At 68.1% G+C, this 25,595-nt stretch carries 39 protein-coding genes, 3 tRNA genes and 1 pseudogene; 35 read left to right on the top strand and 8 right to left on the bottom strand.

The window, feature by feature from the left end; translation table 11 throughout:
• Positions 1-7: 7 nt before the first annotated feature.
• The 7 genes from dnaB to ACWDAK_RS29135 form a co-directional block, all read right to left on the bottom strand.
• Positions 8-1,399: a replicative DNA helicase gene (dnaB, locus tag ACWDAK_RS29165; RefSeq protein WP_427395269.1), complete on the bottom strand. Its 1,392-nt coding sequence runs from the start codon at positions 1,397-1,399 to the stop codon at positions 8-10.
• Positions 1,396-2,328: a hypothetical protein gene (locus tag ACWDAK_RS29160; protein ID WP_427395268.1), complete on the bottom strand. Its 933-nt coding sequence runs from the start codon at positions 2,326-2,328 to the stop codon at positions 1,396-1,398. The genes dnaB and ACWDAK_RS29160 overlap by 4 nt, the downstream gene beginning before the upstream one ends.
• A gap of 112 nt (positions 2,329-2,440) precedes the next feature.
• Positions 2,441-2,644: a hypothetical protein gene (locus ACWDAK_RS29155; protein ID WP_427395267.1), complete on the bottom strand. Its 204-nt coding sequence runs from the start codon at positions 2,642-2,644 to the stop codon at positions 2,441-2,443.
• Entirely contained in the window at positions 2,641-2,829 is a 189-nt protein-coding gene (locus ACWDAK_RS29150; RefSeq protein ID WP_427395266.1) for a hypothetical protein, read from the bottom strand. The genes ACWDAK_RS29155 and ACWDAK_RS29150 overlap by 4 nt, the downstream gene beginning before the upstream one ends.
• Complete coding sequence (locus ACWDAK_RS29145) at positions 2,826-3,032, bottom strand: hypothetical protein (RefSeq protein ID WP_427395265.1); 207 nt, start codon at positions 3,030-3,032, stop codon at positions 2,826-2,828. Before ACWDAK_RS29145 ends, ACWDAK_RS29150 begins: the two co-directional genes overlap by 4 nt.
• On the bottom strand, positions 3,029-3,259 hold the full coding sequence (locus ACWDAK_RS29140; protein WP_427395264.1) for a hypothetical protein: 231 nt from the start codon (positions 3,257-3,259) through the stop codon (positions 3,029-3,031). The genes ACWDAK_RS29145 and ACWDAK_RS29140 overlap by 4 nt, the downstream gene beginning before the upstream one ends.
• 105 nt (positions 3,260-3,364) lie before the next feature.
• Positions 3,365-3,580 carry a helix-turn-helix domain-containing protein gene (locus tag ACWDAK_RS29135; RefSeq protein WP_427395263.1) on the bottom strand — a complete coding sequence of 72 codons (216 nt, stop codon included), beginning with the start codon at positions 3,578-3,580 and terminating at the stop codon, positions 3,365-3,367.
• 445 nt (positions 3,581-4,025) lie between these two features.
• Here ACWDAK_RS29135 and ACWDAK_RS29130 point away from each other — a divergent pair, with 445 nt between their 5' ends.
• The 24 genes and pseudogenes from ACWDAK_RS29130 (at position 4,026) to ACWDAK_RS29015 (ending at position 18,364) form a co-directional block, all read left to right on the top strand.
• Positions 4,026-5,297: a tetratricopeptide repeat protein gene (locus ACWDAK_RS29130; RefSeq protein ID WP_427395262.1), complete on the top strand. Its 1,272-nt coding sequence runs from the start codon at positions 4,026-4,028 to the stop codon at positions 5,295-5,297.
• A gap of 67 nt (positions 5,298-5,364) precedes the next feature.
• Complete coding sequence (locus ACWDAK_RS29125) at positions 5,365-5,766, top strand: helix-turn-helix domain-containing protein (RefSeq protein WP_427395261.1); 402 nt, start codon at positions 5,365-5,367, stop codon at positions 5,764-5,766.
• A 63-nt stretch (positions 5,767-5,829) separates the two neighbouring features.
• Positions 5,830-6,351: a hypothetical protein gene (locus tag ACWDAK_RS29120; protein ID WP_427395260.1), complete on the top strand. Its 522-nt coding sequence runs from the start codon at positions 5,830-5,832 to the stop codon at positions 6,349-6,351.
• Between the two features lie 166 nt (positions 6,352-6,517).
• Complete coding sequence (locus ACWDAK_RS29115) at positions 6,518-6,811, top strand: hypothetical protein (RefSeq protein ID WP_427395259.1); 294 nt, start codon at positions 6,518-6,520, stop codon at positions 6,809-6,811.
• 60 nt (positions 6,812-6,871) lie between these two features.
• Positions 6,872-7,117 carry a hypothetical protein gene (locus tag ACWDAK_RS29110; protein WP_427395258.1) on the top strand — a complete coding sequence of 82 codons (246 nt, stop codon included), beginning with the start codon at positions 6,872-6,874 and terminating at the stop codon, positions 7,115-7,117.
• A gap of 164 nt (positions 7,118-7,281) precedes the next feature.
• Positions 7,282-8,040 (top strand): GntR family transcriptional regulator, encoded by a 759-nt coding sequence (locus tag ACWDAK_RS29105; protein ID WP_427395257.1) that lies wholly within the window; start codon positions 7,282-7,284, stop codon positions 8,038-8,040.
• A 183-nt stretch (positions 8,041-8,223) separates the two neighbouring features.
• A complete protein-coding gene (locus ACWDAK_RS29100; RefSeq protein ID WP_427395256.1) occupies positions 8,224-8,451 on the top strand; it encodes a helix-turn-helix domain-containing protein in 228 nt (75 codons plus the stop codon).
• A 294-nt stretch (positions 8,452-8,745) separates the two neighbouring features.
• Positions 8,746-8,967, top strand: coding sequence for a hypothetical protein (locus tag ACWDAK_RS29095; protein ID WP_427395255.1), 222 nt, complete (start codon positions 8,746-8,748; stop codon positions 8,965-8,967).
• Between the two features lie 9 nt (positions 8,968-8,976).
• On the top strand, positions 8,977-9,129 hold the full coding sequence (locus ACWDAK_RS29090; RefSeq protein WP_427395254.1) for a hypothetical protein: 153 nt from the start codon (positions 8,977-8,979) through the stop codon (positions 9,127-9,129).
• Positions 9,130-9,290: 161 nt separating this feature from the next.
• Entirely contained in the window at positions 9,291-9,485 is a 195-nt protein-coding gene (locus ACWDAK_RS29085) for a hypothetical protein (protein ID WP_427395253.1), read from the top strand.
• Between the two features lie 124 nt (positions 9,486-9,609).
• Positions 9,610-9,963, top strand: coding sequence for a peptidoglycan-binding domain-containing protein (locus ACWDAK_RS29080; protein ID WP_427395252.1), 354 nt, complete (start codon positions 9,610-9,612; stop codon positions 9,961-9,963).
• Between the two features lie 109 nt (positions 9,964-10,072).
• Entirely contained in the window at positions 10,073-10,264 is a 192-nt protein-coding gene (locus ACWDAK_RS29075; RefSeq protein WP_427395251.1) for a hypothetical protein, read from the top strand.
• 133 nt (positions 10,265-10,397) lie between these two features.
• Positions 10,398-10,712: a hypothetical protein gene (locus ACWDAK_RS29070; protein WP_427395250.1), complete on the top strand. Its 315-nt coding sequence runs from the start codon at positions 10,398-10,400 to the stop codon at positions 10,710-10,712.
• 103 nt (positions 10,713-10,815) lie between these two features.
• Entirely contained in the window at positions 10,816-11,853 is a 1,038-nt protein-coding gene (locus tag ACWDAK_RS29065) for a protein transporter Sec31 (RefSeq protein ID WP_427395249.1), read from the top strand.
• An 8-nt stretch (positions 11,854-11,861) separates the two neighbouring features.
• Positions 11,862-12,008: a hypothetical protein gene (locus ACWDAK_RS29060; RefSeq protein WP_427395248.1), complete on the top strand. Its 147-nt coding sequence runs from the start codon at positions 11,862-11,864 to the stop codon at positions 12,006-12,008.
• 2 nt (positions 12,009-12,010) lie between these two features.
• Positions 12,011-12,793: a hypothetical protein gene (locus tag ACWDAK_RS29055; protein ID WP_427395247.1), complete on the top strand. Its 783-nt coding sequence runs from the start codon at positions 12,011-12,013 to the stop codon at positions 12,791-12,793.
• Between the two features lie 5 nt (positions 12,794-12,798).
• Positions 12,799-13,248 carry a hypothetical protein gene (locus ACWDAK_RS29050; protein WP_427395246.1) on the top strand — a complete coding sequence of 150 codons (450 nt, stop codon included), beginning with the start codon at positions 12,799-12,801 and terminating at the stop codon, positions 13,246-13,248.
• Positions 13,248-14,060, top strand: coding sequence for a hypothetical protein (locus ACWDAK_RS29045; RefSeq protein ID WP_427395245.1), 813 nt, complete (start codon positions 13,248-13,250; stop codon positions 14,058-14,060). The genes ACWDAK_RS29050 and ACWDAK_RS29045 overlap by 1 nt, the downstream gene beginning before the upstream one ends.
• Before the next feature lie 34 nt (positions 14,061-14,094).
• On the top strand, positions 14,095-14,274 hold the full coding sequence (locus tag ACWDAK_RS29040; RefSeq protein ID WP_427395244.1) for a hypothetical protein: 180 nt from the start codon (positions 14,095-14,097) through the stop codon (positions 14,272-14,274).
• 502 nt (positions 14,275-14,776) lie between these two features.
• Positions 14,777-15,166, top strand: coding sequence for a hypothetical protein (locus ACWDAK_RS29035; RefSeq protein WP_427395243.1), 390 nt, complete (start codon positions 14,777-14,779; stop codon positions 15,164-15,166).
• 237 nt (positions 15,167-15,403) lie between these two features.
• Positions 15,404-15,541 carry a hypothetical protein gene (locus ACWDAK_RS29030; RefSeq protein WP_427395242.1) on the top strand — a complete coding sequence of 46 codons (138 nt, stop codon included), beginning with the start codon at positions 15,404-15,406 and terminating at the stop codon, positions 15,539-15,541.
• A gap of 128 nt (positions 15,542-15,669) precedes the next feature.
• Positions 15,670-16,311 (top strand): hypothetical protein, encoded by a 642-nt coding sequence (locus ACWDAK_RS29025; protein WP_427395241.1) that lies wholly within the window; start codon positions 15,670-15,672, stop codon positions 16,309-16,311.
• A gap of 128 nt (positions 16,312-16,439) precedes the next feature.
• Complete coding sequence (locus tag ACWDAK_RS29020) at positions 16,440-17,156, top strand: hypothetical protein (protein WP_427395240.1); 717 nt, start codon at positions 16,440-16,442, stop codon at positions 17,154-17,156.
• Between the two features lie 96 nt (positions 17,157-17,252).
• A pseudogene (locus ACWDAK_RS29015) lies at positions 17,253-18,364 on the top strand (IS630 family transposase).
• Positions 18,365-18,387: 23 nt separating this feature from the next.
• On the opposite strand, the gene ACWDAK_RS29010 reads toward ACWDAK_RS29015, so the two are convergent.
• Positions 18,388-18,819, bottom strand: coding sequence for a hypothetical protein (locus ACWDAK_RS29010; protein ID WP_427395239.1), 432 nt, complete (start codon positions 18,817-18,819; stop codon positions 18,388-18,390).
• Positions 18,820-19,039: 220 nt separating this feature from the next.
• On the opposite strand from ACWDAK_RS29010, the gene ACWDAK_RS29005 reads away from it, so the two are divergent.
• The 11 genes from ACWDAK_RS29005 (at position 19,040) to ACWDAK_RS28955 (ending at position 25,576) form a co-directional block, all read left to right on the top strand.
• Complete coding sequence (locus tag ACWDAK_RS29005; RefSeq protein ID WP_427395238.1) at positions 19,040-19,288, top strand: hypothetical protein; 249 nt, start codon at positions 19,040-19,042, stop codon at positions 19,286-19,288.
• A gap of 352 nt (positions 19,289-19,640) precedes the next feature.
• Positions 19,641-19,713 (top strand) — tRNA-Trp (locus ACWDAK_RS29000).
• Positions 19,714-19,717: 4 nt separating this feature from the next.
• Positions 19,718-19,791: transfer RNA gene (locus ACWDAK_RS28995), tRNA-Gln, on the top strand.
• Positions 19,792-19,917: 126 nt separating this feature from the next.
• Positions 19,918-19,993, top strand: a tRNA-Met gene (locus tag ACWDAK_RS28990).
• A gap of 8 nt (positions 19,994-20,001) precedes the next feature.
• The gene (locus ACWDAK_RS28985) at positions 20,002-20,241 is read left to right on the top strand and encodes a hypothetical protein (RefSeq protein ID WP_427395237.1); all 240 of its coding nucleotides are present in this window, start codon (positions 20,002-20,004) and stop codon (positions 20,239-20,241) included.
• The gene (locus ACWDAK_RS28980; RefSeq protein WP_427395236.1) at positions 20,225-20,476 is read left to right on the top strand and encodes a hypothetical protein; all 252 of its coding nucleotides are present in this window, start codon (positions 20,225-20,227) and stop codon (positions 20,474-20,476) included. Before ACWDAK_RS28985 ends, ACWDAK_RS28980 begins: the two co-directional genes overlap by 17 nt.
• A gap of 28 nt (positions 20,477-20,504) precedes the next feature.
• Positions 20,505-21,086, top strand: coding sequence for a hypothetical protein (locus ACWDAK_RS28975; RefSeq protein WP_427395235.1), 582 nt, complete (start codon positions 20,505-20,507; stop codon positions 21,084-21,086).
• Between the two features lie 121 nt (positions 21,087-21,207).
• Positions 21,208-21,354, top strand: coding sequence for a hypothetical protein (locus ACWDAK_RS28970; RefSeq protein WP_427395234.1), 147 nt, complete (start codon positions 21,208-21,210; stop codon positions 21,352-21,354).
• Positions 21,355-21,369: 15 nt separating this feature from the next.
• Positions 21,370-22,851, top strand: coding sequence for a hypothetical protein (locus ACWDAK_RS28965; RefSeq protein WP_427395233.1), 1,482 nt, complete (start codon positions 21,370-21,372; stop codon positions 22,849-22,851).
• 11 nt (positions 22,852-22,862) lie between these two features.
• Positions 22,863-24,791 carry a hypothetical protein gene (locus tag ACWDAK_RS28960; protein ID WP_427395232.1) on the top strand — a complete coding sequence of 643 codons (1,929 nt, stop codon included), beginning with the start codon at positions 22,863-22,865 and terminating at the stop codon, positions 24,789-24,791.
• 50 nt (positions 24,792-24,841) lie between these two features.
• On the top strand, positions 24,842-25,576 hold the full coding sequence (locus ACWDAK_RS28955) for a phage minor head protein (protein ID WP_427395231.1): 735 nt from the start codon (positions 24,842-24,844) through the stop codon (positions 25,574-25,576).
• The last annotated feature ends 19 nt before the right edge of the window (positions 25,577-25,595 follow it).

Genomic DNA, 25,595 nt, shown 5'->3' with positions numbered 1-25,595 from the left:
TCTCCTGTCAGTTGACGTCACGGGTCATGTCGACAAAGCGGGAATAGTGCCCCTGGAAGGCCACGGTGATCGTCGCGGTCGCCCCGTTGCGGTGTTTGCCGACGATGACGTCCGCCTCACCCGCCCGCGGGGACTCCTTCTCGTACGCGTCCTCGCGATGAAGCAGGATCACCAGGTCCGCGTCCTGCTCCAGCGATCCGGACTCGCGGAGGTCCGAGACCATCGGCTTCTTCTCGGTCCGCTGCTCCGGCCCGCGGTTGAGCTGCGCCAGCGCGATGATCGGCACATCGAGCTCCTTGGCCAGCAGCTTCAAGTTCCGGGAGATGTACGACACCTCGACCTGCCGGGACTCGAAACGCCGGTTCGTGCCGGATCCCAGGAGCTGCAGGTAGTCGATGACGATCAGCCGCAGACCCCGCTTCTCCTTCAGCCCCCGGGACTTGGCCCGGATCTGCGCGAGGTCCAGGTTCGGCGAGTCGTCGATATACAGCGGCGCCGCGGTCACGTCGGGCATCCGGCGCGCGATACGAGTCCAGTCGTCGTCGGCAAGGGTGCCCGCCCGCATGTGGTGCAGGCCGACGCGGGCCTCAGCGGACAGCACCCGCATGTTGATCTCGTTGCGGCTCATCTCCAGCGAGAAGATCACCGACGGAAGACCGTGCTGAATCGAGCACGCCCGCAGGAAGTCGTTGGCGATCGTGGATTTCCCCATCGCCGGCCGTGCAGCGACGATGATGAACTGGCCACCGTGCCATCCCTGCGTGAGCGCGTCCAGGTCGGCGAACCCGGTCGGCAAGCCGGTGATCTTGCCCTTGTTCCGGGTGATGTCCTCCAGGAGGTCGAGTGTGCCCTCCATCGACTCGGAGATCAGGTGCAGCCCGTCCTCGGACCGCTCCTCCTCGGCCGTCGCGATCTGTGCCTGAATCGCGGCGATGATCTCCTGTGGGTCGCCCTCACCGGACAGCAGGTCACGGGTGGCTCGCATCGTCGCGGTAGCGAAGTCCCGTGCCACGTACCGCTCACGGACGATCTCGGCGTAGTACTCGCCGTTGGCCGCCGTCGGCACCGAGTTGGCCAGAGTGTGCAGGTAGGACGCACCACCCGCCCGTGCGAGCTCGCCGGACTTCAGCAGCACCTTGGCGACGGTGATCGGATCGGCGATCTCACCGCCAGCGTGCAACTCGACGATCGCGTCGTGGATCAGCTCGTGGGCGGGCCGGTAGTAGTGCTTACCCTTCACGATCTGGCAGATGTCGTCGATGACCGTGCGGTCGAGGAGCATCGCGCCGAGCACGGCCTGCTCCGCAGCGAGGTCGTGCGGGGCCTGGTAGTTCAGGCCGTCGGCCGGCGGCTGCTCCTCGCGGTCCTGTTCACCCTGGAATGGGTTGGTCTCGGTCATGCTGCTGCTCCTGCTTCGAGTCGGCGGCGACGGGCCACAGCCGCGGGGTGGCAGTCCTGGCACGGGACGAGCTCGTTGTCCCGGGCGGGGTCCTTGTGCATGCGGTGGTTGGGGTCGTCGCAGTGACCGCACCAGTCGGTTTTGCTGGCGGTCGTCTGGCGGGTGGTCGGGACGGTGGACCTGTCGCAATGCTGAGCGAGGTCGGTCCAGCCCTTGGCGGCGAGTTCGCGGGCCCGGTCCTGGAGCCACCAGGCGGGGAAGCCAGCGGCAAGGTACTCGGTCGCCTGCTGGTGGAGTTTGGTGCGGGTGGCGGGGCTGACGGGGCGTCCGAGCCCGGCGACGTAGGCGTCAAGGATCGGCCAGGCGGCTGGATTGATCGTCTCTCTCTCGCTTTGCGTGGGTGCGGGAGGTTCGGCGGGGGCCGCGGTCTTTGAGGGGAGAGAGAACTGAGGGGAGTGAGGAGTAGGCGTCCCGGATTCCGGGACACTGACGTCCCGGTTTTCGGGACACTGAGACTCGTCAGTGTCCGGGTTTTCGGGACGCTGAGAATCGGTGTCAGTGTCCGGGTTTTCGGGACGCTGAGAGGCGGTGTCAGTGTCCGGGTTTTCGGGACGCTGAGAGGCGTCAGTGTCCCGATTCTCGGGACACTGAGGTGCGAGCGGCAGGATCACGTACTTCGCGGTCCCGTTCTTCTGGCCCGACTGCTCCTTCTTGAGGACATCCTTGGCAATCAGGCCCTTGACGACCTCGTACAGCTGCGACCGCGACACCTTGGCCCGGCGCAGGATCTTCGGATCTTCGATGCTGTTCCAGGTACGCCGATTCCCGTCTCGGGCATCCTCGGCGAGGACAACGAGGAGCAGCTTCTCCCGGTGGGTCAGCGTCGCGGGCGCATAGTCCAACACCTCGACGACCAGCTTGATCCCCATCAGGACACCGCCATCTCGGCATCAGGGGCACGCAGGCACACGTCAACTCCAGCTGGGCGCAGAGTGGATGAAAGAACGAGGGGCCGCCCACGGCGGGGCGGCCCAGGACGGCTCAGCGGCCGGAGATGCCGCGCCGTGGAGCTTCCGGCACGGCCGGCGGCGTACCGGTCACCGAGTGGGTACCGGGCTGACCGTTCTCGCCGGGGTGATAGTGCGTCTCGACGTCCGTGTAGCCGAACTCTTCAGCCTGGCGCGCCTTCTCGACAGTGGCCTCGGCGGCGCCACGGCTGGTCTCGCTGATCCGGAAGATGCTCACCGCTCCCCCACCCCCGGGTTCAGCGCGCGGACGAGCTGGTGGTCGAGCACGCGGACAAACGCGAAGTCGAGCCGCTGGCGAGCCTGTTCACGGAGACGCGCGATCTCGAAGACGTCGAAGCGGCGGGGCCGCCACCGACCGATCGCGGCGTTCTCCGTCGGTCGTGCGATGCGGGAGGCACTCATGCCGGCACCCCGTCCGTGATCGTGACATCAGCGCCGCGGATCTCCCGGACCAGCCGGGCCACCAGGTCGCGGGTGAGCCGGGCCGGGTCGTAGCCGACCATGAGCATGGACTCATCGAGCCACACGTGGCGCAGCGGCTCGGAGCCAGCAGGGAGCGTCACGGCGATCAGGCCAACGGTCGGGCCAGCGAGGGTGGCGCTCATGCGGCCACCGCCAGAACCTCGGCCGGAGTGACGTCGATCAGGTCGCCGTACAGCTCGGCGAGCAGATTCTGCACCGAGTCACGGGTCTCGATTGCGGGGTTGTACGCAGCGATGACGCCCTCCTTGATACGCATGAGGCGCACAGGGACGGCGGCGTCGGTCGGGAGGATGCCTGCCACGGCGACGTAGCGCGGGGCGGACTGTTCTCCGGAGAAGTCGTCTGCCATGATGATTCCTGTCTTTGGTCAGCGCCCCGGTTTCCTAGGCCAGGCGGGCGCGGCGAATGATGGGAAGGGTCTGGCGTTCTCGCTGGACCCTTCGTCGTTTACGAGCTAGGCGACCTGGACGAGCAGGGCGTCCGCCGTGACGCCGTACGCTTTGGCGACGCGCATGACGGCGTCCAGGGACGGGCTGCGGCGGCCGCTGAGAAGGTTCGAGAGAGTCACCTCGTGGAGCCCGGTGCGGTCGGAGATGAGCCGGTTGGTGTGGTCACCCTTCGCCTTGGCGGCTTCCCGAACCGCCTCTCGCGAGAGCCGATAGTGCGGCATGACGTTCCCCCTAAGTTGACTTGAGGGCAGGGCTGTTGGCCGTCCACCCTTCGCGGTTGGTGCCTCAAGACTACGGCTTAACTTGGGCACTAGCAAGTAACAATTCTGGAGCGAGCCAGTTAGAGGCGCCAGCGGCGCCGTACGCGTCCTCGGTCGTAGCCGCGTCCCGGACGACGGCAGATCCCGCACTACGGCTGGCCGGCGGTAGCACCGTCGGCGAACACCAGCCAACACAGCGCCCAGCACTTCCTCAGCACCTAAACAGTCAAACCCGATCTTGAGCATTCGGTTCGAGTGTGGGAGGGTGTCCCGCCGGTCACGTACGGGTCCGCGGAACCGGGCTCACCTGCCCTGTTCTCGGCGATCTCCGGCAGTTCGAATTGACGGTTCGAACCGACAGGACGAACCAGCAGCCCGAGTGGGCTGTACGTGCAGGGGAGTGCAGATGGGCCTGATCACCGGTTGGCAGGAGCGCCGCGCCGTCAGACGGGAGGCCGAGCGGGTGAGCGCGCTTCGCGAGGAGGCCCTGCGGCTTCAGGTGCAAGGGCGGATGCAGGAGGCCGAAGCCGGGCTGCGGGAGGTGGTGGCCGTCCGTACCCGACTGCGGGGCGGTGACGATCCCGGCGTGCTCCTGGCCCGGTCGGACCTCGCGATGCTGCTGCTGGTACTCGGCCGTGTGGAGGAGGCCGACGCCGAGGCTGACGAGTGCCTGGAGGGATGCCGCCGCTCACTGGGCGAAGCGCACGACGTGACCGGGAAGGCCGCCGTGGCTCGCGCTCGGGTACTGCTCGCCCAAGGCCGCCACCGGCACAGCGAGGAGGAGGCCGCAAAGGTCATGGCCGCGCGAGGCGACCGGCCGTCGGACCTCACCTATCTCTCCGCGCGCGGTGCCCACGCTCACGCGCTGGGGAACCAGGGCCGGCATGCGGAGGCCGTTGAGGAGTTCGCTGCGCTGTCCAGGGCCTGGTACAAGATGGGCCGTGCCGGGCAGCCGTTGGTCGTCAAAGCACGGTCCGACCGGGCCCAGCACCTGATCTACCTCGGGCGTTACGAGGCCGCGGAAGCCGAGTGCCGGGCCCTGACCGAGCTGGCCGGTCCCAAGGGTGTCAACCGGCCGAGGGCAAGGCTGGCCGCGGGCATCGGCCTGGTGGTCGCGCTGGCGCACCTGGACCGGTTCGAGGAGGGCGAGGCGGTGGCGCGCGAGGCGATCGCGCAGGCGCCCGCCGAACTGGACGGCCACTTTCACGCCGTACTCCGCCTGGGGCTGGCCCGGTGCCTGAACGGGCAAGGACGCTGGCAGGAGGCGCTGGAGACCGCCTCGACGGCACAGGCCGACCTCAGGGAATCTCCGCCGGGGCGGCAGAGCTACCTTCCCGCGGCGGGGATTCCCATGGGCACCGCGTTGATCGGCCTGGGCAGGTCCATGGAGGCCGTGTCCCTGCTCCGGGAGAGCGTCGAGCTGTGCGGCTCTCTGCTCGCCCCCTCCCACCATCGCACCCTGGAGGCGGAGTTGGTCCTCGGCACGGCGCTCGCCGCCCGAGGCAGCCGCGCCGAGGCGGTGGAGACACTCATCGCCAACCACGCGGCGTGGTCGGAGCACTTCGGCGAGGCGCACCCGAAGACGCTGGCCGCCACACGGGAGTTGGCCGCCGCACGGGAGTCCACCTCGACCGGCGGCGGGCCGAGGGTCAACGGTCCCGGCGAGGACGGACTTTAGGCGGTCCGCTTTTGCCGTAGCCTGACAAGTAACTTGCTCGCGCACACGATCCGAAAGGGGAGCAGTCATGAGTGACCACAGCGCCTTCGCCGCCTGGCTCACGGAGCTGGTCACCGCCGCCGGCTACGACCTCAGCTCCCCGCGCTCAGGAGGCCGCTCAAAGCTCGCCGCCGACACCGGGATCTCCCTGTCCCAGATCCAGCGCGCCCTGTCCGGAGACTCGCGCCCCGATATCCAGACTCAGCGGATCCTCGCCAAGACCCTTGGGGTGCCCCCGCGAGAGATGTTCATCCAATCGGGAACCATCGACCCCGCAGACCTGCAGGGGATGCCCGAGACGGTATCCGACCTCGACGTACGCCAGCTTGGTCTGAAGCTCGGCGTACCTGCCGGTCGGCTTGGCATCTTTGAGGACCTCGTGCGGGCCGTGGCGCAGACGCTTCAGACAGACGGCCAACGCACCGCGTAGCTGTACGTCACGGGTTGGTCACTTCACCATCACCCGCCAACCTCACCTGCCACGCTGGCCGACATGCGCAAAACCCTCACCACCACCGCGGTTGTGCTGCTCCTTGCCGGCTGCTCCAACGCCACCAGCAGCTCCAGCAGCACCGCAGCCAACGCACCCGCGAGCCAGGCCCCAGCCGCCCCGCGGAAGACCCCAGTCACTGCGGACCAGGCCCTCGCCGCGATCAGCAAGACCGTGACGACCACGGCGAAGCCCATCGTTGTGACCGCCGAAAACGACCGCAACCACCTCCTCGGCAGGCCCGGCCAGTACACGTCCAAGGTGATGTTCACGGACACCCGGATCAAAGCCTCCGACGTGGACGGCCTCAACCCGGACGACGTCGAGCGCGGCGGCGGCATCGAGGTGTTCGCCAACGCGGCCGACGCGAAGGCCCGCGCGGACTACATCCAGTCCGTGGTGAAGAACATGCCAATGGTCATGGAGTACGACTACCCGCATGGTGACGTCGTCGTGCGCGTCTCGAAGTTCCTCACCCCGGACCAGGCGGCCGCATACAACGAGGCTGCCGCTGCCCTGGGTTGACCTCTGCGGCCAGCGGGTGGCCTCGGCGCAGCCGGGAACGGGACCAAGCCTGCGATGTGGCAGGCACGGGGACCTCCGGCTGCGCTACCGTTTCAAACGACCGCATACCGCCGGGCCGACGGCCCGGCTGGTCACACTGCCCCTCAGCGCAGACCGGGAGGACCCGATGAGCGACACCGTCGAGCCGTGGACGATCGAGCGGGTCTGCGCCGCCCTCGGAAACCCGACCCTGGCGCAGCGGTGCGTCAGCGAAATCAACAGGGCGCCGGCCTACCAGCTGATGAACGTCTTCGCGAAGTGGCAGGGGATCGCCGAGCGCACTCTTGAAGCCGTGGCCCGGGGCCAGGCGTTGCACGCCAATGCTGGCTCCGGCGGCGAGCTGCCGGGCGACTTCATCGAATACACCGTCGATGACCTGCGCGCCAAGGCCGAGCAGCTCCGCGCGCGCGACGCCGCCTGATCGGGCCCCATTTCGGCCGTTTCACGGACCTGAGCCCGGCTGCGCCCCTAGGCTCACGGCATGCCGTACATCCTCCGTGTCGACGAGGTTCTGCAGCATGCCTGGGACGCCCTCCCGCCCTCGGCTAGCGCCGAACTCACAAACGCGATGATCAACGTTTGCGAGGATCCGCTCGGCGCAACTACCCCGTACGGCGAGGACGACGGCGTAATGCGCACCCTGGCGCTCCAGTCTGTGATGGCGGTCCTGATGATCACGCACGCCACCCGACACGTCCGCATCCTGCAGATCACCCACATCGGCTGAGCGGGCCGCTTCCGCAGCCCCGCGTTCGCTCGCATGGGCGCCTACCGCTTTCGGTTCTGTCCATACATGGAGCATCCTGTATAGACGAAGCGCATCCCCCTGCGATCACCGCATGATCCAGTCGGTAGCGTTAGCGCCTGAGTCAACGCCACCAGGAGGATCCCGTGTCTACTCCGCCGCAGCAGCCGAAAGGCCGCGAAGCGATTACCGAAGACCTTCGTCGACGGATCGCAGAGGGCGACGTCGGGGACGAAGGCCGCCTGGCCGGCAGCGAGCAAGAGCTCGCAGACCACTACGGCGTGAACCGCCTGACCATGCGCGCCGCATTGACACAGCTCCGCACCGACCGCCTGATCGAAACCCGCCGAGGACGCGACGGCGGGATCTTCGCCGTCAAGTGGCGCCCCATCCCCCGCGTCAGCCCTCAGCGCCTATCCGCCGAACAGCGAACTTCGGGTCGCTCGATCTGGGACATCGAGCTCGACGGACGCCCGTACGAGGTTCGGGACATCCAGATCGAGCAGCTGCCGGCCCCGGAGCGCGTGGCCCGCTCTCTGGAGCTTGAGCCGGGCGCGCTTGTCTGGCGGCGGTATCGGCGCTTCTTCGTCGAGGGGGTTCCGGTTCAATTCGCCGAGTCGTTCCTTCCCGCTGGCCTCGTAGAAGGCTCCCGCATCACGCAGATTGACAGTGGCCCCGGCGGGACGCCGGCCCGCCTGAAGGAGCTCGGCCATGAGCCAGTTCGCCACCGCGAGGAGTTGCGCTCTCGGGCGGCGACGGCCACTGAGCGAGAGAAGCTCGCGCTGCCGATGGACGCGGGCGTCCTGGATATCGTCCGCGTGGCATGGGATGCATCCGGCCTGCCTGTTGAGCGGACCGAGATGATCCTTGATGCTTCTCGATACCTGCTCGCGTACGAGTTCTAGCTGCACGTTTGCCATCTGAGCCCCCGTCGGGTTGATCCCGGCGGGGGCTTTCCCATGCCCCCCGGGATGGCTGGATCAGACTTCAGAGTCTAGAGAAAGCTTGCATTGTCTAGACACTAATGCCACTATCTATACATCGAAGCTGCCGGGAAGGACCGGCGGCCTCTACACCAAGGAGGAGCCATGTCGACAACGACTTCCTCTGCGGTTGCCGAGTGGCTCACAGCCAAGGAAGCCGCAGAGGTCATGGGCTGCAGCCCACAGACCGTGTACAAGAAGGCCGGCGCCGGCCTACTGCCCGGCGCCAAGGCCGTCGGTAACGGCAAGGTCCGTCGGACCGGATTCCGAGTGCCGCGGTCGGTGGTCGAGGAGTACCTCGCCAGCTCTGAGTTCGGCCCCACGGCCGCCTGATGTCGACCCTGCCGCCTGACCACCACGCCGACCAGCCGCAGCCCCAGCTCCCACCAGCGCCGCAGAAGTGAGCGACTGGGACAACCGGCCGTGGCTGCCGAAGATCCCGCGGCCTCGTAAGCCGCTTGATGACGAGAAGCCCGAGTGAGCTGGCGAACTGCCGGCAGAGTCCTCGGCCCGTACAGCGCCGTGATCGCCGCGTAGCCCTTCGAGCCCGGTGATCAGCGCCACCTGCTTCACGAGTTCCTGATCTACCCGTCCGCACACCGCAGTTCGACGAACAGGAGCACCGCCATGCCCACCTCCACCCCTGCGCAGCACGATCTGCGCCAGCTCACCGCCGACGTAATGCGCGAGCTCGGGCAGAGCTACATCGAGTGCACCGGCTGCCCGGACACCTTCCACCCCTCCGAGATCAGCCACCGGTCCGGATGGCCCCTGTGCGCGGACTGCGCCAGCGAGTACGCCATCGCCGCGGACCGCGAACTCACCCGCCAGCTCGCCACCATCGCCTAGGAGCAGCACATGCCCCAGGCCTTCGACGAGCTGGACGAGAACTACGACGACTGCCCCGACTGTGGCAGCACCAACATTCGCAAGGACGCCGAGCGCTACCGGCCCTGGGTCTTGGTCCTGGACTGCCAGGACTGTGGCCACGAGTGGCGGCTCGCCAACTGACCCCAGTCGGGGCGATGCCGACAGCGCCCCGGCCACCCACCGAAGGGACAACCCATGAGCAGCACCGGCACCGAGGCCAGCCCCCGCATCTTCAGCAGGCCCACTCAGCCTCCGGGGCGGTGCCGACAGCGCCCCGGCCACCACACGAAGGGAGAACCCTGATGTACGAAGAGCACATGACGGGCCCTGAGCACTACCGCGAGGCCGAAGCGATCCTCGGCCGCCTCAGCACTGCCCGCACCGAGCCTGTCCGGGCCAACCTCCTCGCCGAAGCCCAGGTCCACGCGACCCTCGCGCTCGTGGAGGCGACCAACAGCGCTCGCGGCGGCACCTACGCGAAGCAGAGCTACGTCTGATCACCCACCCGGGCCGGGGCGGTGCCAGCGGCACCCCCGACCGCCCACCGGAGATGCCTCGCCGAGGACCCACTTCTCCAGCCTGGCGCATCCCTCAACTCCCGCCCGTCCAAAGGAGAGCAGCATGAACAAGCCCAACAGCACCACCGTCCGCGCGGCCGTCGCCGCCATCGCCCTAGCCGGCGTCATCGCCGTGGCCGGCGCGGCTCCCGCCAACGCCAGCTCCGACCTGCTGACGCAGGGTTCGTCTGGCGGCGAGGTGAGCCACCTGCAGGAGATGCTCAACGCCGAGCTGTCCGAGTCCCAGTTGAAGGTCGACGGGAAGTTCGGTCCGCTGACCGCCGACGCGGTCACCTGGTACCAGACCTGCGCCGGGATCAAGGTCGACGGTGTCGTCGGTCCCGAGACCCGGGCTTCGTTGGAGAGCAATCTCAACAAGCGCACCGTGGACGAGCCCTGTGTCCGTGCGGCTCAGTGACCTCCTACACGTAGCCAGCTGCTAGCAGGCCAGCCCCGGGGCGGGTCGATCGGATGCGGACCCGCCCCACCAATCCACTGTCATGATCACGCCAGAAAGGGTGCGTCCGATGACCAACACCCAGTACTACTGCGCCGAGGTCCACGTCCGTACCACTGCCGGTGACCTGGTCACCTACTACCACGACGGTCCCGGCCCGGCCGGTATGTCCGCGTCGGAGGTCCGCGCCGCCGCCGAGAAGGCCGCCCTGGCCTGGGAGCCCGGCGGCAAGGTCGAAGGCTCTCGGGTCAGCTGCAACTGACCGTCTGGACTGTCCACAGGCCCCTGATCGCCCGCACCTGACCACGCCCCCAGGGCGGCCGCCATCTCTGGCCGGATCCGCCGGCCGCCCCGAGCCTCCTGACCACCCAGCGAAGCAGACAGGACAACCAATCATGGCCCGTACCCACCACGATGAGCCCAGTGGCAGCAGCACCGCCTGGCCCGTGGGCGTCATCGCCCGCTACCGCACGATCGCCGACGCCACCGTCGACATCCAGCGCACCACCGAACCCGACGCGACCTGGCAGCCCGCCACCACCGAATGCACCGGCTGCGGCACCAAGCGGCTCTTCATCAACATCGCGAACGCCGAAATCGGCACCCCCGCGAACGCCCGCACACTCACCGAGACCGAAGCCCGCGACTGGGCCCAACAGCACTCCGAGAAGTGCCGCGCCGAGCCCAAGCCCACCGACGTTTCGGCCTGATTCAGGCGGCACTACGCGCATTGATCACCGTACGGCACCGCCAGCCCCCGACTGTTGCGGCGGCCGGCAGTACCCAAACTCCACCCACAGAAGGCAACAGCGCATGACCAGCTTCCGGCGCACCCGAGAAACCACCCGCACCCGCACCGTGCCGTACACCGCCAACGGCCGCACCGAAATGGTCGACGAGGAATACACCGTCCACGTGCCCATCCCGCCGCGCGACTGGGACCAGATCATCCGACGCGGCGTCATCACCTCCAGCGCCCTCTCCGTCATCGGCTCCATCGCCTGGTCCACCGCGTCCATCGGCGACCTCCTCAGCTCCGTCGTCGAACCCGCCATCGCCTACGGCTCCTCCAGCGTCTTCGACCTCGGATGGATCACCTGCATGGGCGCCGAGTGGCTCGCCCGCTACCAGCCAGCCAAAGCCCGCCTCCCCCGCATCGCGGGACACGCCGCCCTGGCCATCGCCATGGCAGCCCTGTGCGTCCACGGTGTACTCGCCGGCGGCCCGAAGGGCATCTGCGTGGGCCTGGTCGGCGCCGCGGTCTCCGCCATCGCCAAGGGCATGTGGACCATCGCGCTCAGGCAGTCCGCCAACCCCCTCAACAACCTTGCCCAGCAGTGGGTCGACCAGCAGATGTCCGCCGCCGGGGCGCGCCTGGCCCTCGCCGCCGTGGAACGCGAGCTCATGCGCGCCGACGGCCAACTCGCCGACTACCAGGCCGCCTACGGGCCGGACACCGCCCCCGGACAAGGACCGGACAAGCCGTCCGGACAGCCGGACACCGTGTCCCCGACTGTCCGCTCCGCTGTCCGGGCAGCACTCGCCATCGCCCCTGACGCGCGCCCTGAGGACATCGTCGAGCAGCTCGCCAGGATCGGTATCGACACCGACGCGGACACTGTCCGCCTCGTGTCCGGACAGGCCTCGGACACGTCGTACAGCAGGTCAGGACAGGTCCTGCCTCTGAAGCAGCCTGGCGTGTCCGGAAGCATCGCGGACACCGTCCGGCAGACCATCGCCCGACGCGGACAGGCCGACCTGGACACCGTTCTTGAAGATGTCCGCCGAGTCCACGGGCCGGACGTTGATCGGGACACTGTCCGCCGGACACTCAACCGCGTAGCGAGCTGAGGTTCGTCATGGGCCTGGTCATCTTCGCTCTCCCCGCAGCGGCAGCACTCACCTACCTGTACTGGGCCGCCGCAGAGCACCGCCACGAGCTACGGCTGGCCGTCGCAGCGGTCGTATGGGCCACCATCCTCTGCCTCTTCATCAACTGGAGCTGACCATGTCCGACGATCTCCTTCCCGACTTGCACAAGACCGCGATCGAGCCCACCCAGGTCGTCCCCGGCCAGCCCGAGCCGCCGCAGGACGACGACCCGTTCGATGACATGCCGCCCACGGTTCTCGTCTCGGTCCGCACCGTTCCCGACCCGGATGCCGACCCCGCCCCGGAAGAGGAGCAGCCGAAGGAGGAGCGGCCAGAGGAGGAACAGCCGAAGCCGCTGACGAAGCGCCCCAAGCGCGACCGTTCCCGCAAAGTACGGCTCGCCAAGCGCCTGAAGCGCCGGCCACCCAGCCGCTCAGCCTCCCCCGACCCCGACTCGGATCCCGAGACCGACGAGGACGAGAACGAAGAAGAGGAGACGGAGGAGGACGACGCCACCCCTGCAGCAGCACCAACTCGCCGCCGCTTCACCCTCCGCCGCGAACCGTCCCCCAAGACCGGCCCGCGAACCCTCAGCCAGAAGCAACGCGGCCGACTCAAGGCCATCGCCGTCACCGCCATCGCCGCAGGCATCGGCTGGCAGCTCTACCTCGGCCCGTTCCTCATCACCACGATCCACACCATCGGCCACGCCAGCCCCCGTTGGGCCGTCGGAGTCGGCCTCGGATTCGTCGCCGCAGGCCTCTACGTGGACTTCTTCCTGCGCGGCGGCACCACCGACCGCGGTGCGATCCGCGTCCGCGACATCACCGGCTGGGGCCTCATCTTCGCCACCATCGCCCGCATCCCCCTCGGCACCGCCCTCCTTGCCCTTGGCCTCTACGCACCTGGACGGATCTGATCACCATGCAGCAGCTCGCCGACGTAAGCATCCAATCCGGACAGATCCTCGGCTCCCTCGGAACCGGAGGCGCCGCCCTCGGAGCCACCACCTACCTGATCCTCGGCTGCCGATCCAAGGGCCGCATCAAGCTGTCCGACGACGCCGCGTCCATCACCGGATTCGTCGCCGGCACCCTCTACGCTTCCGCGGCATCGTTCTGGACCGCGCCCAAGACCATCACCGACTCGGTCGTCGCGAGTGTTTCCGGAGCTGACGGGCCGTTCGGAAATGTCGGGCTCGGTGCTGTCGCCGTCGTCCTTTCACTCCTTGCCTACGGCACCGCCTGGGGGAAGGGGAAGAAGGCCGCTCTGGGGGTCGCGGGCGCCACCGTTTTCGCCGAAGCCGGCGGGATCTGGGGAATCGCCCCAGTTCTCGTCACCAGTGTCGTCGGTAAGACCCTCGGGGTTCACTGATGGCCATCAGCCTGGAGAAACCGCAGGAACCGTCCGGCGCCGAAACATCGGAACGGCCAAAGGCCTTCGGAATGCCGGACCTGACCCCGTACGTGCGTGGCGGAGGAAGCACGATCCGGGCGCTCGGACACGGGTCAGCCGCCCTCAGCAGCCGCCTATGGAGTGCCCGCAAGGCACCAAAGCTCATCGAGCTCGTCAAAAAATCAGGGATTGTCAGCTGGGGCGGGGCATTCTGCACCGCATGCGGGGCTGTAGCCGTGTGGAAAATCATCGGCCCGTACATCTCCCTCGTCGCAACCGGTTCCGTAGCGCTGTGGGCCGTCGCGGCACTGATGCACAGTCGCCCCGCGAAGGCCCTCGCTGAGGAAGCTAGCGAAGCCCCCGACGCCCCCTCGGGCGGCGCCCAGGAAGACGCTGGCACGGCCTTCCTCCACCTCCTCCACGAGCTCCTACCCAAACCCGATAGCCGGCTCCACCTCGCCCAGATCGCTGAGGCCCTCACCGGTAACCCGAAAGCCACCAGCCACGTCCGGACACTGTGCGCCGCCACAGGGGTCACCATCACCGACGGGGTCCGCGTCCCCGACCGGGGAGTCTCCACCGGCATCTACGGGCGACACGTGCCCCCGCTCCCCGCCCCCTCCCCTACCCCTCCTGTGGGCGTTGTTGTCGCAGGTCAGAACGGCCAACAACAGCAACAACACCTCGGAGAGGGGCTTCAGAAGGGGTTCACCACCGCCCCCGACCCCAACGGCGACCCCCGCCGGACCATCGTCCACTGGCACGACCAAACGACCCGCCGAGCCTCCTAGGAAGCAACCCGTGACCGGCATCAAGGAACACCCTGTGACCAAGGAAGACGCCATCCACGCCGCGGCCGAGGCCGTCATCGAGCACGTCACCCCCGAACCCAGCAGCGACCCGCACACCGCCGTCCGCCTCATGGACCAGGCCATCAACCTCGGCGCCACCCACGAGGACATCGCCGCAGAGATCCTCCGGATTCAGCTGGAGGCCGGCCAGTGATGCTCCAGCTCATCGCCGCCCTACGCGCCAGGCTCTGCCCCCGATGCGGCTGGTATCACGAAGGCACCTGCCACCCCGTCGATCGCTGATCAACTCGCCTGCCCCGGATTGCCTCTTGGGGCGGGCGCTACGGCAGTTACCAGCCCGGCTTCCATCGTCTGTTCTGACCCGATCCAACGTGCCGAAAATTTACCTCAGATGGGGATCCAATCTACTGCGCAAGGGGATCACTCGCCTATTCGTGTTCCCGTAAGACTGAGACAGGCGTGGCTACCAAGTACTGTCTCACCCCTCGGCTAGATTGCAGTCAGCTCTGGATATGCAACGGGGTGAGGCGATCATGAAACTGGCAGTGGAACCGAGCCAGGGCGCTTGTCCCGTATGCCATGGCGCAATGCCTAATGGCCATCATCCAGGTTGCCCCTACCGTAAGGCCTCCGCAGCCGCCTTTGACTCGGCCGTAAGTACCGCCGCACCGCTTCTCGGGGGGTTTACGCTCACATTGATCGGCCTCATCGCTTCAAAGCCCGAACAGTTCCGATGGCCGGGCTGGACCGTCCTGTCACTCACTGCGGCCATTCTGTTGTTTGTCGCGTGCATTGAAGCCGGATTCTTTACCCGCCAGTACCGGCCGGATTTCGACGATACGAGCCTGGCGCCAGACCAGGAAGAGGAACGACGCTACCAGCGCTGGTCTGGGGCCGCTCGCGAGACGTATGACCTGGCGATTGTGCTCCTGTTCACCGGCCTTGGGGCAGTGCTCGCTCCCACTTCCCAATCCGATTCCCTTCCGCGCTGGGCAGCGGCAGGGCTGTGCTGGGTAGCGGCTACAGCCGAGCTCATCTGGCACTTTTCCGCACATCGCAGGCTCCGGGTACACAAGGCTGCATAGGAGTTCAACGACGCGATGGTGTTCCGCGTCCCAGGCGAAGCTCTGCGGTCTGGGCAGAGCATTCACTGTCCACCACACTGAGGAAAGACCGCCCTCACTTGCCTGCCGAGAGACAGCCGCCGTCCGTAAACCGATCCACACGGCACCGAGCCAAATCTTGGTGGCGCGGCCAAAACTCGCGATTGCTCTCCGCGCGTTGACCACCACCGGCATCAGCCCCACGAGATGATGCACCGCATGACCAACTGCACCGCCACCGGCACCATCACCCTCAACGACGATCCCATCGTCGTCATCTGCAACCTGCCACCCCACGACGGCGACCTGCACCACGACGTCGTCCACGGCGACTGGACTGGCGCGCCCGACGACTGACTCACTGAACAGGCGATCCGGCCCCGCACCTCCCCCGAGCTCGGGGCCGACACACGCCGGATCCGCGAAGGAAGCCAGCCAGCCTTTGCCCTAGGGGTCGGCTGAATGGCCCATCGGACAGTTACCCGATGCCCAGCTCTTCGTTCCTCCTCCAAAAGGAGGACAAAGTGGGCCACATCGATCCAGCGTCCAAGATCAGACCTGATTGGTGGTCAGATCAGACATATCTACACCTCCGCGATCTGGACGATGGACTTAACGAGAGATGGCGGCGCACGGGCTGGGCTGCCACCTCGTCTCTGCTCGCGGCTAAGCGACTAGCACAAGCCTTCTGGTATCTAGGAAAGACGGGAGGGTGGCCGACTCCCGATCCATCGGGGTGGCTGGTTGATCATCTACGGACTGCTGAATACGACGCGATGCAGGCTGGCGCGGAAATCCGCGCGATGCTCAGCCAGTGCTCCGATGAGGATGACAACGACCTCTGGGAATCCGTGGAGCGCAGCTGTGAGAAAGATCCCGAGATGGGGCCGCAAGTCCACGTACTTCAGGCGGACGTGGTGCTGGAAGTGCCGTCTATTGGTGGCGACACCATCCAGCTACACCTCAGCATCGACACCGAGGGGATTATGACGGCCGACGGCAACGGGTCACTCTCCGATCTCGATCTCCGGTCTCTGCTCGATCTCCGAGCCGCGATGCGGATTATCGAGGAGGTGGCCAAGCGGAGCCTCGAACGGCCCGCGCTTACTGAGCAAGCCAGTCACTGACAGAACCCTTGATGTCTCGGTGGTCCCGCGCTCCCTGCGAGCGTGGGGCCGTTTCGCGATTACGTTGAACTACAACCACCAGTGCCACACTGGGCATTGATCACCCCGCGCCACCCGGGAGGACCAACATGCCCACCAGCCCCACCCCGTGCCCCGGCGGATGCAACCGCGCCTGGCGGCAAGCCGAAACCACCGGCCTCCCCCGCGACTACCAACCCACCTGGGGCCAACCCGTCCACTGCCACGAATGCCAGCACCGCACCCGCACCTGCCTGGCCGAACTCCCCGAACTCCTCGCCGCGATATGGCTGGAGGCGATGAACGGTACCGCCCGACCGGCCGACGTCACCACTATGCGCCCCGCTGGCACCGCCCCCTGGCCCGGCCAAGCCTCCCGCCTCCTCACCGACCTCATCGTCGGCGGCCTCGCCGAACTCGAAGACGACATCCGGCAGCTTCGCCAACTCCCCGCCCGGGCAGTCGACATACGCGAAGGCACCGCCATCACCGCGACCATCGCCTTCCTCGACACCCACCTCCACTGGGCACTCGAACACCACCCCTGCGCCGCCGAGATCCACGAACGCGACTCCGCCAACCCCGCCTCGCAGATCCGCACCTGGCACGCAATGGCCCTCCGGTTCACCCGCCGCGACGCCCGCGTCGAACAGCGCACCGCACCGTGCAAGCGCTGCGGCTGGCGGTCCCTGTTCTACGCCGACGGCGAGGACTACATCGAGTGCCGCAACCCGGCGTGCGGGGCACTCCTGACCGAGGACGAGTACGCCTCGTGGGCCCGCGAGATTGCCGAGACCAGCAGGACACAACTTCGCCAAGTCGCTTGACTAGTGCTCTGACCGCATACGTTCACCGGGTTGGCAGTGGCGGGGCCTGAGCCGATTGGATGTGGGCGGACATCCGATTCGGCGCGGGGAGGCACGGTGGCGGAACCGGTCAAGGTCCGGAGACTGACGGACCAAGAGGGCCAGCAGTTACAGCGGATCGTGCGGCGAGGCAGCACGAACACGGTGCGCTACCGGCGGGCGATGATGCTGCTGGCCTCGGCCGGCGGCAACCGGGTCCCGGTGATCGCCCAGCTCGTGCAGGCAGACGAGGACACCGTGCGGGATGTGATTCACCGGTTCAACGAGATCGGCCTGGCTTGCCTGGACCCTCAGTGGGCGGGAGGCCGTCCCCGCCTGCTCAGCACTGACGACGAGGACTTCGTCATCAAGACGGCCACCACCCGCCCGGCCAAGCTCGGGCAGCCCTTCACCCGCTGGTCGATCCGCAAGCTGCTCGCCTACCTGCGCAAGGTCCACGGCCGGGTGATCCGCATCGGCCGCGAGGCCCTGCGCTGCCTGCTCACCCGACGAGGCGTCACCTTTCAGCGAACCAAGACCTGGAAGGAGTCCACCGATCCCGAACGGGACGCCAAGCTCGACCGGATCGAGCACGTCCTGGAACGCTTCCCCGACCGCACGTTCGCGTTCGACGAGTTCGGCCCGCTCGGTATCCGCCCCACCGCGGGCAGCTGCTGGGCCGACCCGACCGGCACCCGGCGACCTACACGCGCACCCACGGGGTCACGTACTTCCACGGCTGCTACTCGATCGGTGACGACACCCTGTGGGGCGTCAACCGGCGCCGCAAGGGCACTGCGAACACTCTGGCCGCGCTCAGGTCGATCCGGGCCGCCCGCCCGGACGGCGCCCCGGTCTACGTGATCCTGGACAACCTCTCCGCCCACAACGGCAAGAAGGTCCTCCGCTGGGCCCGCAAAAACAACGTCCACCTGTGCTTCACCCCGACGAACGCCTCCTGGGCGAACCCGATCGAAGCCCACTTCGGACCGCTGCGGCAGTTCACGCTGGCGAACTCGAACCACCCGAACCACACGGTCCAGACCCGCGCACTGCACGCTTACCTGCGCTGGCGCAACACCAACGCCCGCCACCCCGACATCCTGGCCGCCCAACGCCGCGAACGCGCCCGCATCCGCAGCGAGAAAGGAATCCGCTGGGGCGGGAGGCCGCTGGCCGAAGCGGCGTGAACGGCCGCTTCGGCCAGGATCGCTCACCCGGACGAGCCATCGAACTCCTCGAAGCCCGCTTCCACGCTGCCCCGGAACGCCAGCGCCTTGCGGTCGATACCGAGGGCGCGGAGCAGAATGTCCAGCGCCGCGTCCACGTCCTCCGCTGAGCGGCTCACCCAGACGAAGGTATCCGGGACAACCGCTCCTTCAAGCTGGCTCAGGGCAAAGTCCACCTGCTCGATGCGGAACATGGCGACGTCCACGTACCCGAGGTCTTCCCACCCTCGCTCAACAATCAGCCGCAACCGCGCCGCAAGTGCCTCCAGCGGCGGCTTCAACCCCGCCACCAGCTGGAAGGAGCTGGCGGCGAACTCCCACATGCTCTGTTGGAACGCGGGATTGCGCTTCCCGCCCTGGTATTCCGGAGCTGTCTCCCACTCCGGCTCAGGCCCCGGAACCTCAATCTCCGCCATGCCGACCTCCCCAGCCCGAACACCGCCGCTACAGACAGCGATCACCGTAGCCCACGGCCCAGCTCGGCCCTCACCCGGTGAACGTATGCGGTCAGAGCACTAGCGCAAGATCCAAGGATGCCGTAATCTCAACGGCAGACAGGCATGCCCTCATGCAGCCTCGTCGTGAAGCAATCGAACCCCGTCGCCCCACCGCGGCGGGGTTTTCGCATGCCCGGGGGTGAGCAGCGCGGTGGCCGTCGTCGACTTCCCGCAGCCGGTGACCATCAGCGGCCCACTCGACGAAACCTTCTGGGCGCCGGGCGAAGCCTCCCGCGCCGCCCCCGTGTCGAAGGGTGTCATCGCCGCGTGGGCGCACCGCGGCTACCTGGTCCGGGTGAACGCCAAGTCGGCCCGGACCCCGCTGTACCGGGCCTCCGAAGTCCTCGCGGCCGAATACGCGGTGCGCTGCCGGCGGCAGGCCGCGTGATCCCCATGACTCCCTCTGGTGCGGCCACCGTCCAGGCCCCGGCAGGGACGGCCCGCCCCGAGGGCGGCGGGCCCGTTCGCGACCCCGGCGTCGGCGAGCCCCAGCCGGGGTCGCGGACCTGAAAATCAATCGCCACCCACCACCCTCGCTTCCTACTATCAACACCAGCACCGAGGAGCAGCAGCTCCAACCACCCGGTGTGACACACGCGTTGAGCGCTGGGCGCAACGGGGCCTGTAAAGCCCTGGCCTTCGGGCACGCGAGGTTCGATCCCTCGGCAGCGCACATGGGCAAGCCTCGAAGCCCAGTTCCGGTTCGCTACCGGGAAAGCCGGCAACGGCGCGAGGCACTTTGGTCCGTAGCTCAGTTGGTAGAGCAGCCGTCTCCAAAGCGGCGTGTCGCAGGTTCGAGTCCTGCCGGGTCAGCTGGTCCCCGCTGGTGTAACTGGCAACACGCCGCGCTCTGAACGCGGAGATGTCGTGGTTCGAATCCACGGTGGGGAGCGGTCTCGAATGCGACCCGGTTCCCCGTGTCTCCTCGCGAGCATGGGTGTTCCCGGGCTGGAGCGAGATGCAGTATCCGCGAGGACTGTGACGGCCTGGCTGGCGCGCGCAACGCCAGGCCGCCAGTGGCCCGTAGCTCAGTTGGTAGAGCAGCGCCCTCATAAGGCGCAGGTCGCAGGTTCGAATCCTGCCGAGCCAACCATGAAGGCGGTGACAGTGACCGTCGACGACAGGTGGCGCGCTCTCGACGCCCCGTTCACCCAGCCCGACGAGTGGGACCCGATCCCCGGCATCTGCTCCCGTTGCGGGCAGCCTGCCGTGTTGGGCGAGCGTCGCTGGTGGCACCTCGGCCCGACCTGCCGGGCCCGGCGCACCGACCGACTCACCGCACCCCGAACAGCCGAGTTCATCCCCGACTCACCTGGAGAACCCCATGTCGAAGATCGCTGACGAGTTCCACAACCTGATCACCGAGCTGGAAGCCGAAGGCCACGCGCTCGCCGCGAAGTTCCGCGCCGCCCTCGCCAAGCTGCACGGCGACGAGCAGCAGCTCGCCACCGACGCCGAAGCCGACGCGCAGCAGGTGGCGGCCGATGCCAAGCCCGTCATCGCCGAGGCCGTGACCGACGCCGAGCAGCTCGCCGCCGAAGCAACGGCCGACGTCAAGGACGCCACCAGCAAGTAGCCGCCAACCCGCACCGGACGGAGGCAACATGGCGCGCGGCAACAAGCCCATCTGCGGCGCCAAAACCCGCCAAGACGGCTCCGCTGAATACTGCGGACTACCAGCCGGCTGGGGAAGTAACCACCCCGGAACGGGCAGATGCAAACTCCACGGTGGAAAGACCATCACCCAGCGGGTCAAAGAGGACCGGATCCGGGTTGATCGCGAAGCCCGAGCCATTCTCGCCGAACTCGACGTCGCACCCGTCGACGACCCGCTCACGGCCCTCATGCAGCTCGCCGGGCAGGTACTCGCCTGGCAAACCGCAACGTCCGCCCTGGTCAACCAACTTGGTGCAGAGATCCGCTATGAAGGCGTAGCTGGCGGCGAGCAGTTGCGCGCCGAGGTCCAGCTGTATGAGCGGGCGATGGACCGGGCGGAGAAGGTCTTGTCGTCGATCGCGCGCCTGAATATTGAGGAACGGCTCGCCGCGATCGCCGAACGCCAAGCCGAGAAGGTCCTGCAAGCGATCGACGCCGCGCTCGCCTCCGCTGGCGTCACCGGGCCGGCCGCCCACACCGCGCGGATGACCGCCGCCCGTCACCTCGCCGCCGTACCCGACCCCAGCTGACCGGGAGGTGCCGGGGTGCCCCAAGGTCGTTTACATCGACAGGCATCCCGGCGCCTACACCGCACCCGCCATCCCCACCTCAGGCACGCCACTGCGCTCGCCGGCCTGGCGGGACGCCGCCGTGACCATCACCGGCGGGACCGTCACCGGTATCGCCGTGGACGGGCAGACCACCGGCGTCACCTCGGGTACGGTGCTCGTCCCATCCGGCCGCACCGTCACGCTCACCTACTCCGCCGCACCGGCCTGGACGTGGATGCTCCTCTGACCTGGGGGAGGGTTCTTGCGCGCCGATCCTCTCCTCATCGCGGCCCGTAGGATCCGCGACCGCGCCGAACTCGACGCCCGCACAGCGGATTACCGCCACGATCCGGCTGCCTGGGCACGGGACCGCCTCGGCGAACACCTGTGGTCCAAGCAGGTGGCCATCGCGGAGTCCGTGCGCGACCACCGCCTGACCGCGGTCCAGTCCTGTCACGGCGTCGGGAAAAGCTGGACAGCGTCCCGGCTTACGGCCTGGTGGCTGGACATCCACCCGCCCGGCGAGGCCCGGGTGGTGACCACCGCGCCGACCGGCGACCAGGTGAAAGCGATCCTGTGGTCGGAGATCAACGCCGCGTTCGCCCTCGCGCAGGCCCGCGGCAACCCTCTGCCGGGCCGAATCAACGAAACGGACTGGAAGCTCGGCAAGCGGCTGATCGCGTTCGGCCGCAAGCCGTCCGACTACAACCCGCACGCCTTCCAGGGCATCCACGCCAAGTACGTCCTCGTGATCTTGGACGAGGCCTGCGGGATCAACAAGCAGTTCTGGACCGCCGCCAACGCCATCGCCACCGGCGAGCACTGCCGGATCCTCGCGATCGGCAACCCCGACGACCCCGGATCCCAGTTCGCCCGGGTGTGCGCCAACACCGACCGGTGGAACATCATCCGCATCAGCGCGTTCGACACCCCGAACTTCACCGGCGAGGACGTACCCGACGAGCTGCGGCCGATGCTCGTCTCACACGCCTACGAGGAGGACATGCGCGTCGAGTTCGGCGAGCAGTCCCCCACCTACATCTCCAAAGTCCTCGGCCTGTTCCCCTCGGACGCCGAGGACGGAGTCGTCCGCCTGTCCGCCATCCGCGCCTGCACCCAGCCACCAAGCACTCCGCTTCAGGACAGCGATCTCACCCCGGTGGAACTCGGGGTCGACCTAGGCGCCGGCGGCGACGAGACCGTCATCCGCGAACGCTGCGGCCGGCAGGTCGGCAGGGAGTGGCGCAGCCGCGAGAAGGACCCGGTCAAGGTCATCGCCGAGATCGTCCGGGCGATCCGCACCACCAAAGCCACCGCGGTGAAGGTCGACTCGATCGGAATCGGCTGGGGCATCGTCGGCTCGCTCCGCGAGAAGCAGGCGGCGGGCGACCATGACGCGGACATCCTCGGCGTCAACGTGTCGGAAGCCTCGACACAGCCCGCCAGGTTCGCCCGGCTCCGCTCCCAGATCTGGTGGGAGATCGGCAGGCAACTGTCCGAGGACCGCGGCTGGGACCTGTCCGGACTCAACCAGGACGACCGCGAGCGGCTCGTCTCTCAGCTGACCGCGCCGAAGTACACGACGGACGCCTCCGGGCGGATCGTCGTCGAACCCAAAGACGAGACGAAGAAGCGCCTCGGCCGGTCCCCCGACAACGCGGACGCGCTGCTACTCGCGTTCTACTCAGCGGCCGGTGGCCACCGCGAATCGATGGACTGGCTGAAGCAGTACAAGGCTGCCTGAGAGGAGGCGTCGTGGTCCGCTGGTTTCCGGGGCGCCGCCGTACTCCTATCCAGCCAGACTCGGCCAAGGCCGACGGGCAGGTCTTCTCAGCCGCGCAGGTCGCGGCGATGCTCGAAGCCGTCTCGGTGAACCCGCAGACCAGCGGCGGCTTTGTGCCGCTGCCGCGTACCGATCCGCAGGTCGCGTTCGGCCCTGGTATACCGCTGATCCCGGCCGCGATCGACCCGGCCCGGCAGGACTCCGGCCGGCCGGAGCCGCGGTACAACGAATACCCGGTCTCCTCCAACCTTCCCGGGGTCACCGACAAGCTGGTGCCGTGGAAGGTCCTGCGGGACGCCGCCGACCAGGGCGGCATCCCGCGGCGGTGCATCGAGATCCGCAAGGCCGAAGTCGCCACCCTCGACTGGGCGATCACGATCAGCAAGAGCGCGGTCGCCGCCGCCCAAGCCGCCCAGCCCGATGCCGCGCGCGCCGACGTCGAAAGCGCCCTCCAGGAACGCCTCGGCGCGGAGATCGCCCGCTGCACCACGTTCTGGGAGCAGCCCGACCGCGGGCAGGGCGAGGACACCATTGAGTGGATGTCCAAGCTGCTGGAGGAGCACTTCGTGCTCGACGCCGTGGCGATCTACCCGCGGCGGACCTACGCCGGTGACCTTCACTCCCTGGAGATTCTCGACGGTGCCACGATCAAGCCGCTGCGGGACTGGCGCGGCGGACGCCCCCAGGCCCCGCAGCCCGCCTTCCAGCAGATCTTGTGGGGCTTCCCGCGGGGTGAGTTCGTCGCGGACACCGACGCCGACGGCACGGTCCTCAACGGCTACCGCGCCGATCAGCTGATCTACAAGCGGCGCAACGTGCGGGCCAACACCCCCTACGGCTACTCCGCGGTCGAGCAGGCCCTGGCGGACATCGACGTGTGGATGCGCCGGCACCAGTGGATCCGCGCCGAGTACACCGACGGCACCCTGCCGGCCGGCTGGCTGAAGCAGACCGGGGCGGTCGGGTGGACGCCGCAGCAGACGCAGGAGTACGAGCGGCTGCTGAACGACACCTACTCGGGGCAGACCGCCGAGCGGCACCGGCTCCGGGTTCTGCCGCCCGGCTTCGACGCCGAGATCTTCGACACGGTCGCGGAGAAGTACAAGCCCGAATACGACCTGTACCTGCTCAAACTGGTCGCCTCCCACTTCGACACGACGATCGCCGAGTTGGGTTTCACGGAGACCGGCGGTCTCGGATCGGCCGGCTACCACGAGGGCCAGGCCGACGTGCAGCACCGCAAGGCGACCCTGCCGACGCTGCGCTGGCTGCAGCAGCTGATCACCTCTATCTCCCGGACCCACCTGGGCATGCCCGCCGAGTTGGAGTTCCGTTTCCTCGGCTTGGAGAACGAGGACGAGGCGGCTGCGGACGAGGTCGCGTCCAAGCGGGTTGGTACCGCCCGGATGACTCTGAACGAGGACCGGGACAGGATCGGCCTGCCGCGGTACTCGTTCCCGGAGGCGGACATGCCGATGCTGATGACCAGCCGCGGCGTGGTCTTCCTCGAAGGCGCATCCGAGCTGGCGCAGCCCGGGGAGATCGTCGAACCGCCGAAGCCCGCAACCGACGAACAGCCCACCGGCGAAACCGACCCGGACGACGACAGCGCAGACTCCGGCGACCGGGACGACACTGGCGCCGGCCCCGACGGCGAGGACGACCACGAGGACGACGACGGGGACAGCGACGGCACTGCGGCCGACAGGGGACAGCTCGTCAAGGCTGAACTCGCCGCCTACCACCGCTGGGCACGGCGCAACCCCCAGTCGCGGCGGACTTTCCGGTTCGACACCGTCACCAAAGCCGACGCCCCCGACCTCGCCACCGACCCCCGGGTCCAGTTCGCCGGCGGTGACAGCGACCCAAAAGACCGTGGCCCGCGTGGGGCCGCGACCTGACCACCGCCAACCGGTGGGCACCACGCATCACCACCGCCCTGCACGACGCCGTGAACGAGGACACCCTCGCCGAGCGGTGGACCGCCGAACACGCCGTCACCAACCCCAACACCAGTGCCGATGACGGCACCGACGAGTACTGGACCAGCCCCGGCCAGGCCCAGCACAACGAGGACTGGGCCCTTCTCGCGGCCCTCGCATTCCTCCGCCGCCACGGCACCACCCTCCTACCGGCCATGGCCGTCCTGCGCCTGATCTGGCTGGAGGGCTGGGCCATCGGCCACACCGCCGCAGCCGCGCTACTGCGTGACGAGGACGCGGCATGGGCGTGGGCCGAGGGCGACACCGAAGCCGCAGTCCGAACCCTCCCGCAGGACGTCGCCCAGGCCGCCGAGGCATGGGCTCAAGCATCTACGGCGTGGGCGCAGCAGATCGCCTCCGGCAGGGAGCAGGCCCTCGCACAGCTCCTGGCCGCCGCCGCCGGGCAACGGCTCACCGCGGCCAGGCTCGCCACCCGCATCCGGCAGCTGCTGGGTGACCGGACGTGGGCCCGGATGACAGCGCTGACCGAGCTCGTCCGAGCGTCCACGGCCGCCGCCGTCGACCAGTACACACGCACCGGGGTAAGGATGGTCGCGTGGGTCGCCGAACCCGACGAGCGGACCTGCCCACGATGCCTGGCCAACGACGCCCACGGGCCGGTCCCACTCGGCTCGGTATGGCCCGACGGCTCCACCGCACCGCCGGCGCACCCCAGTTGCCGCTGCTACCTCGCCCCTGCCTGACCATCCAAGACTCTGCGCG

This window comes from Kitasatospora sp. NPDC001175, from assembly GCF_053598215.1.
This window is presented reverse-complemented; position numbering and strand designations above follow the sequence as displayed.

What these genes read in the sequence shown, in the direction of transcription:
- dnaB (WP_427395269.1), bottom strand. Translation starts at nt 1,399, where the DNA reads ATGACCGAGACCAACCCATTCCAGGGTGAACAGGACCGCGAGGAGCAG.
- ACWDAK_RS29160 (WP_427395268.1), bottom strand. Translation starts at nt 2,328, where the DNA reads ATGGGGATCAAGCTGGTCGTCGAGGTGTTGGACTATGCGCCCGCGACG.
- ACWDAK_RS29150 (WP_427395266.1), bottom strand. Translation starts at nt 2,829, where the DNA reads ATGAGTGCCTCCCGCATCGCACGACCGACGGAGAACGCCGCGATCGGT.
- ACWDAK_RS29145 (WP_427395265.1), bottom strand. Translation starts at nt 3,032, where the DNA reads ATGAGCGCCACCCTCGCTGGCCCGACCGTTGGCCTGATCGCCGTGACG.
- ACWDAK_RS29140 (WP_427395264.1), bottom strand. Translation starts at nt 3,259, where the DNA reads ATGGCAGACGACTTCTCCGGAGAACAGTCCGCCCCGCGCTACGTCGCC.
- ACWDAK_RS29135 (WP_427395263.1), bottom strand. Translation starts at nt 3,580, where the DNA reads ATGCCGCACTATCGGCTCTCGCGAGAGGCGGTTCGGGAAGCCGCCAAG.
- ACWDAK_RS29130 (WP_427395262.1), top strand. Translation starts at nt 4,026, where the DNA reads ATGGGCCTGATCACCGGTTGGCAGGAGCGCCGCGCCGTCAGACGGGAG.
- ACWDAK_RS29125 (WP_427395261.1), top strand. Translation starts at nt 5,365, where the DNA reads ATGAGTGACCACAGCGCCTTCGCCGCCTGGCTCACGGAGCTGGTCACC.
- ACWDAK_RS29120 (WP_427395260.1), top strand. Translation starts at nt 5,830, where the DNA reads ATGCGCAAAACCCTCACCACCACCGCGGTTGTGCTGCTCCTTGCCGGC.
- ACWDAK_RS29115 (WP_427395259.1), top strand. Translation starts at nt 6,518, where the DNA reads ATGAGCGACACCGTCGAGCCGTGGACGATCGAGCGGGTCTGCGCCGCC.
- ACWDAK_RS29110 (WP_427395258.1), top strand. Translation starts at nt 6,872, where the DNA reads ATGCCGTACATCCTCCGTGTCGACGAGGTTCTGCAGCATGCCTGGGAC.
- ACWDAK_RS29100 (WP_427395256.1), top strand. Translation starts at nt 8,224, where the DNA reads ATGTCGACAACGACTTCCTCTGCGGTTGCCGAGTGGCTCACAGCCAAG.
- ACWDAK_RS29095 (WP_427395255.1), top strand. Translation starts at nt 8,746, where the DNA reads ATGCCCACCTCCACCCCTGCGCAGCACGATCTGCGCCAGCTCACCGCC.
- ACWDAK_RS29090 (WP_427395254.1), top strand. Translation starts at nt 8,977, where the DNA reads ATGCCCCAGGCCTTCGACGAGCTGGACGAGAACTACGACGACTGCCCC.
- ACWDAK_RS29085 (WP_427395253.1), top strand. Translation starts at nt 9,291, where the DNA reads ATGTACGAAGAGCACATGACGGGCCCTGAGCACTACCGCGAGGCCGAA.
- ACWDAK_RS29080 (WP_427395252.1), top strand. Translation starts at nt 9,610, where the DNA reads ATGAACAAGCCCAACAGCACCACCGTCCGCGCGGCCGTCGCCGCCATC.
- ACWDAK_RS29075 (WP_427395251.1), top strand. Translation starts at nt 10,073, where the DNA reads ATGACCAACACCCAGTACTACTGCGCCGAGGTCCACGTCCGTACCACT.
- ACWDAK_RS29070 (WP_427395250.1), top strand. Translation starts at nt 10,398, where the DNA reads ATGGCCCGTACCCACCACGATGAGCCCAGTGGCAGCAGCACCGCCTGG.
- ACWDAK_RS29065 (WP_427395249.1), top strand. Translation starts at nt 10,816, where the DNA reads ATGACCAGCTTCCGGCGCACCCGAGAAACCACCCGCACCCGCACCGTG.
- ACWDAK_RS29060 (WP_427395248.1), top strand. Translation starts at nt 11,862, where the DNA reads ATGGGCCTGGTCATCTTCGCTCTCCCCGCAGCGGCAGCACTCACCTAC.
- ACWDAK_RS29055 (WP_427395247.1), top strand. Translation starts at nt 12,011, where the DNA reads ATGTCCGACGATCTCCTTCCCGACTTGCACAAGACCGCGATCGAGCCC.
- ACWDAK_RS29050 (WP_427395246.1), top strand. Translation starts at nt 12,799, where the DNA reads ATGCAGCAGCTCGCCGACGTAAGCATCCAATCCGGACAGATCCTCGGC.
- ACWDAK_RS29045 (WP_427395245.1), top strand. Translation starts at nt 13,248, where the DNA reads ATGGCCATCAGCCTGGAGAAACCGCAGGAACCGTCCGGCGCCGAAACA.
- ACWDAK_RS29030 (WP_427395242.1), top strand. Translation starts at nt 15,404, where the DNA reads ATGACCAACTGCACCGCCACCGGCACCATCACCCTCAACGACGATCCC.
- ACWDAK_RS29025 (WP_427395241.1), top strand. Translation starts at nt 15,670, where the DNA reads ATGCCCAGCTCTTCGTTCCTCCTCCAAAAGGAGGACAAAGTGGGCCAC.
- ACWDAK_RS29020 (WP_427395240.1), top strand. Translation starts at nt 16,440, where the DNA reads ATGCCCACCAGCCCCACCCCGTGCCCCGGCGGATGCAACCGCGCCTGG.
- ACWDAK_RS29010 (WP_427395239.1), bottom strand. Translation starts at nt 18,819, where the DNA reads ATGGCGGAGATTGAGGTTCCGGGGCCTGAGCCGGAGTGGGAGACAGCT.
- ACWDAK_RS28980 (WP_427395236.1), top strand. Translation starts at nt 20,225, where the DNA reads ATGTCGAAGATCGCTGACGAGTTCCACAACCTGATCACCGAGCTGGAA.
- ACWDAK_RS28975 (WP_427395235.1), top strand. Translation starts at nt 20,505, where the DNA reads ATGGCGCGCGGCAACAAGCCCATCTGCGGCGCCAAAACCCGCCAAGAC.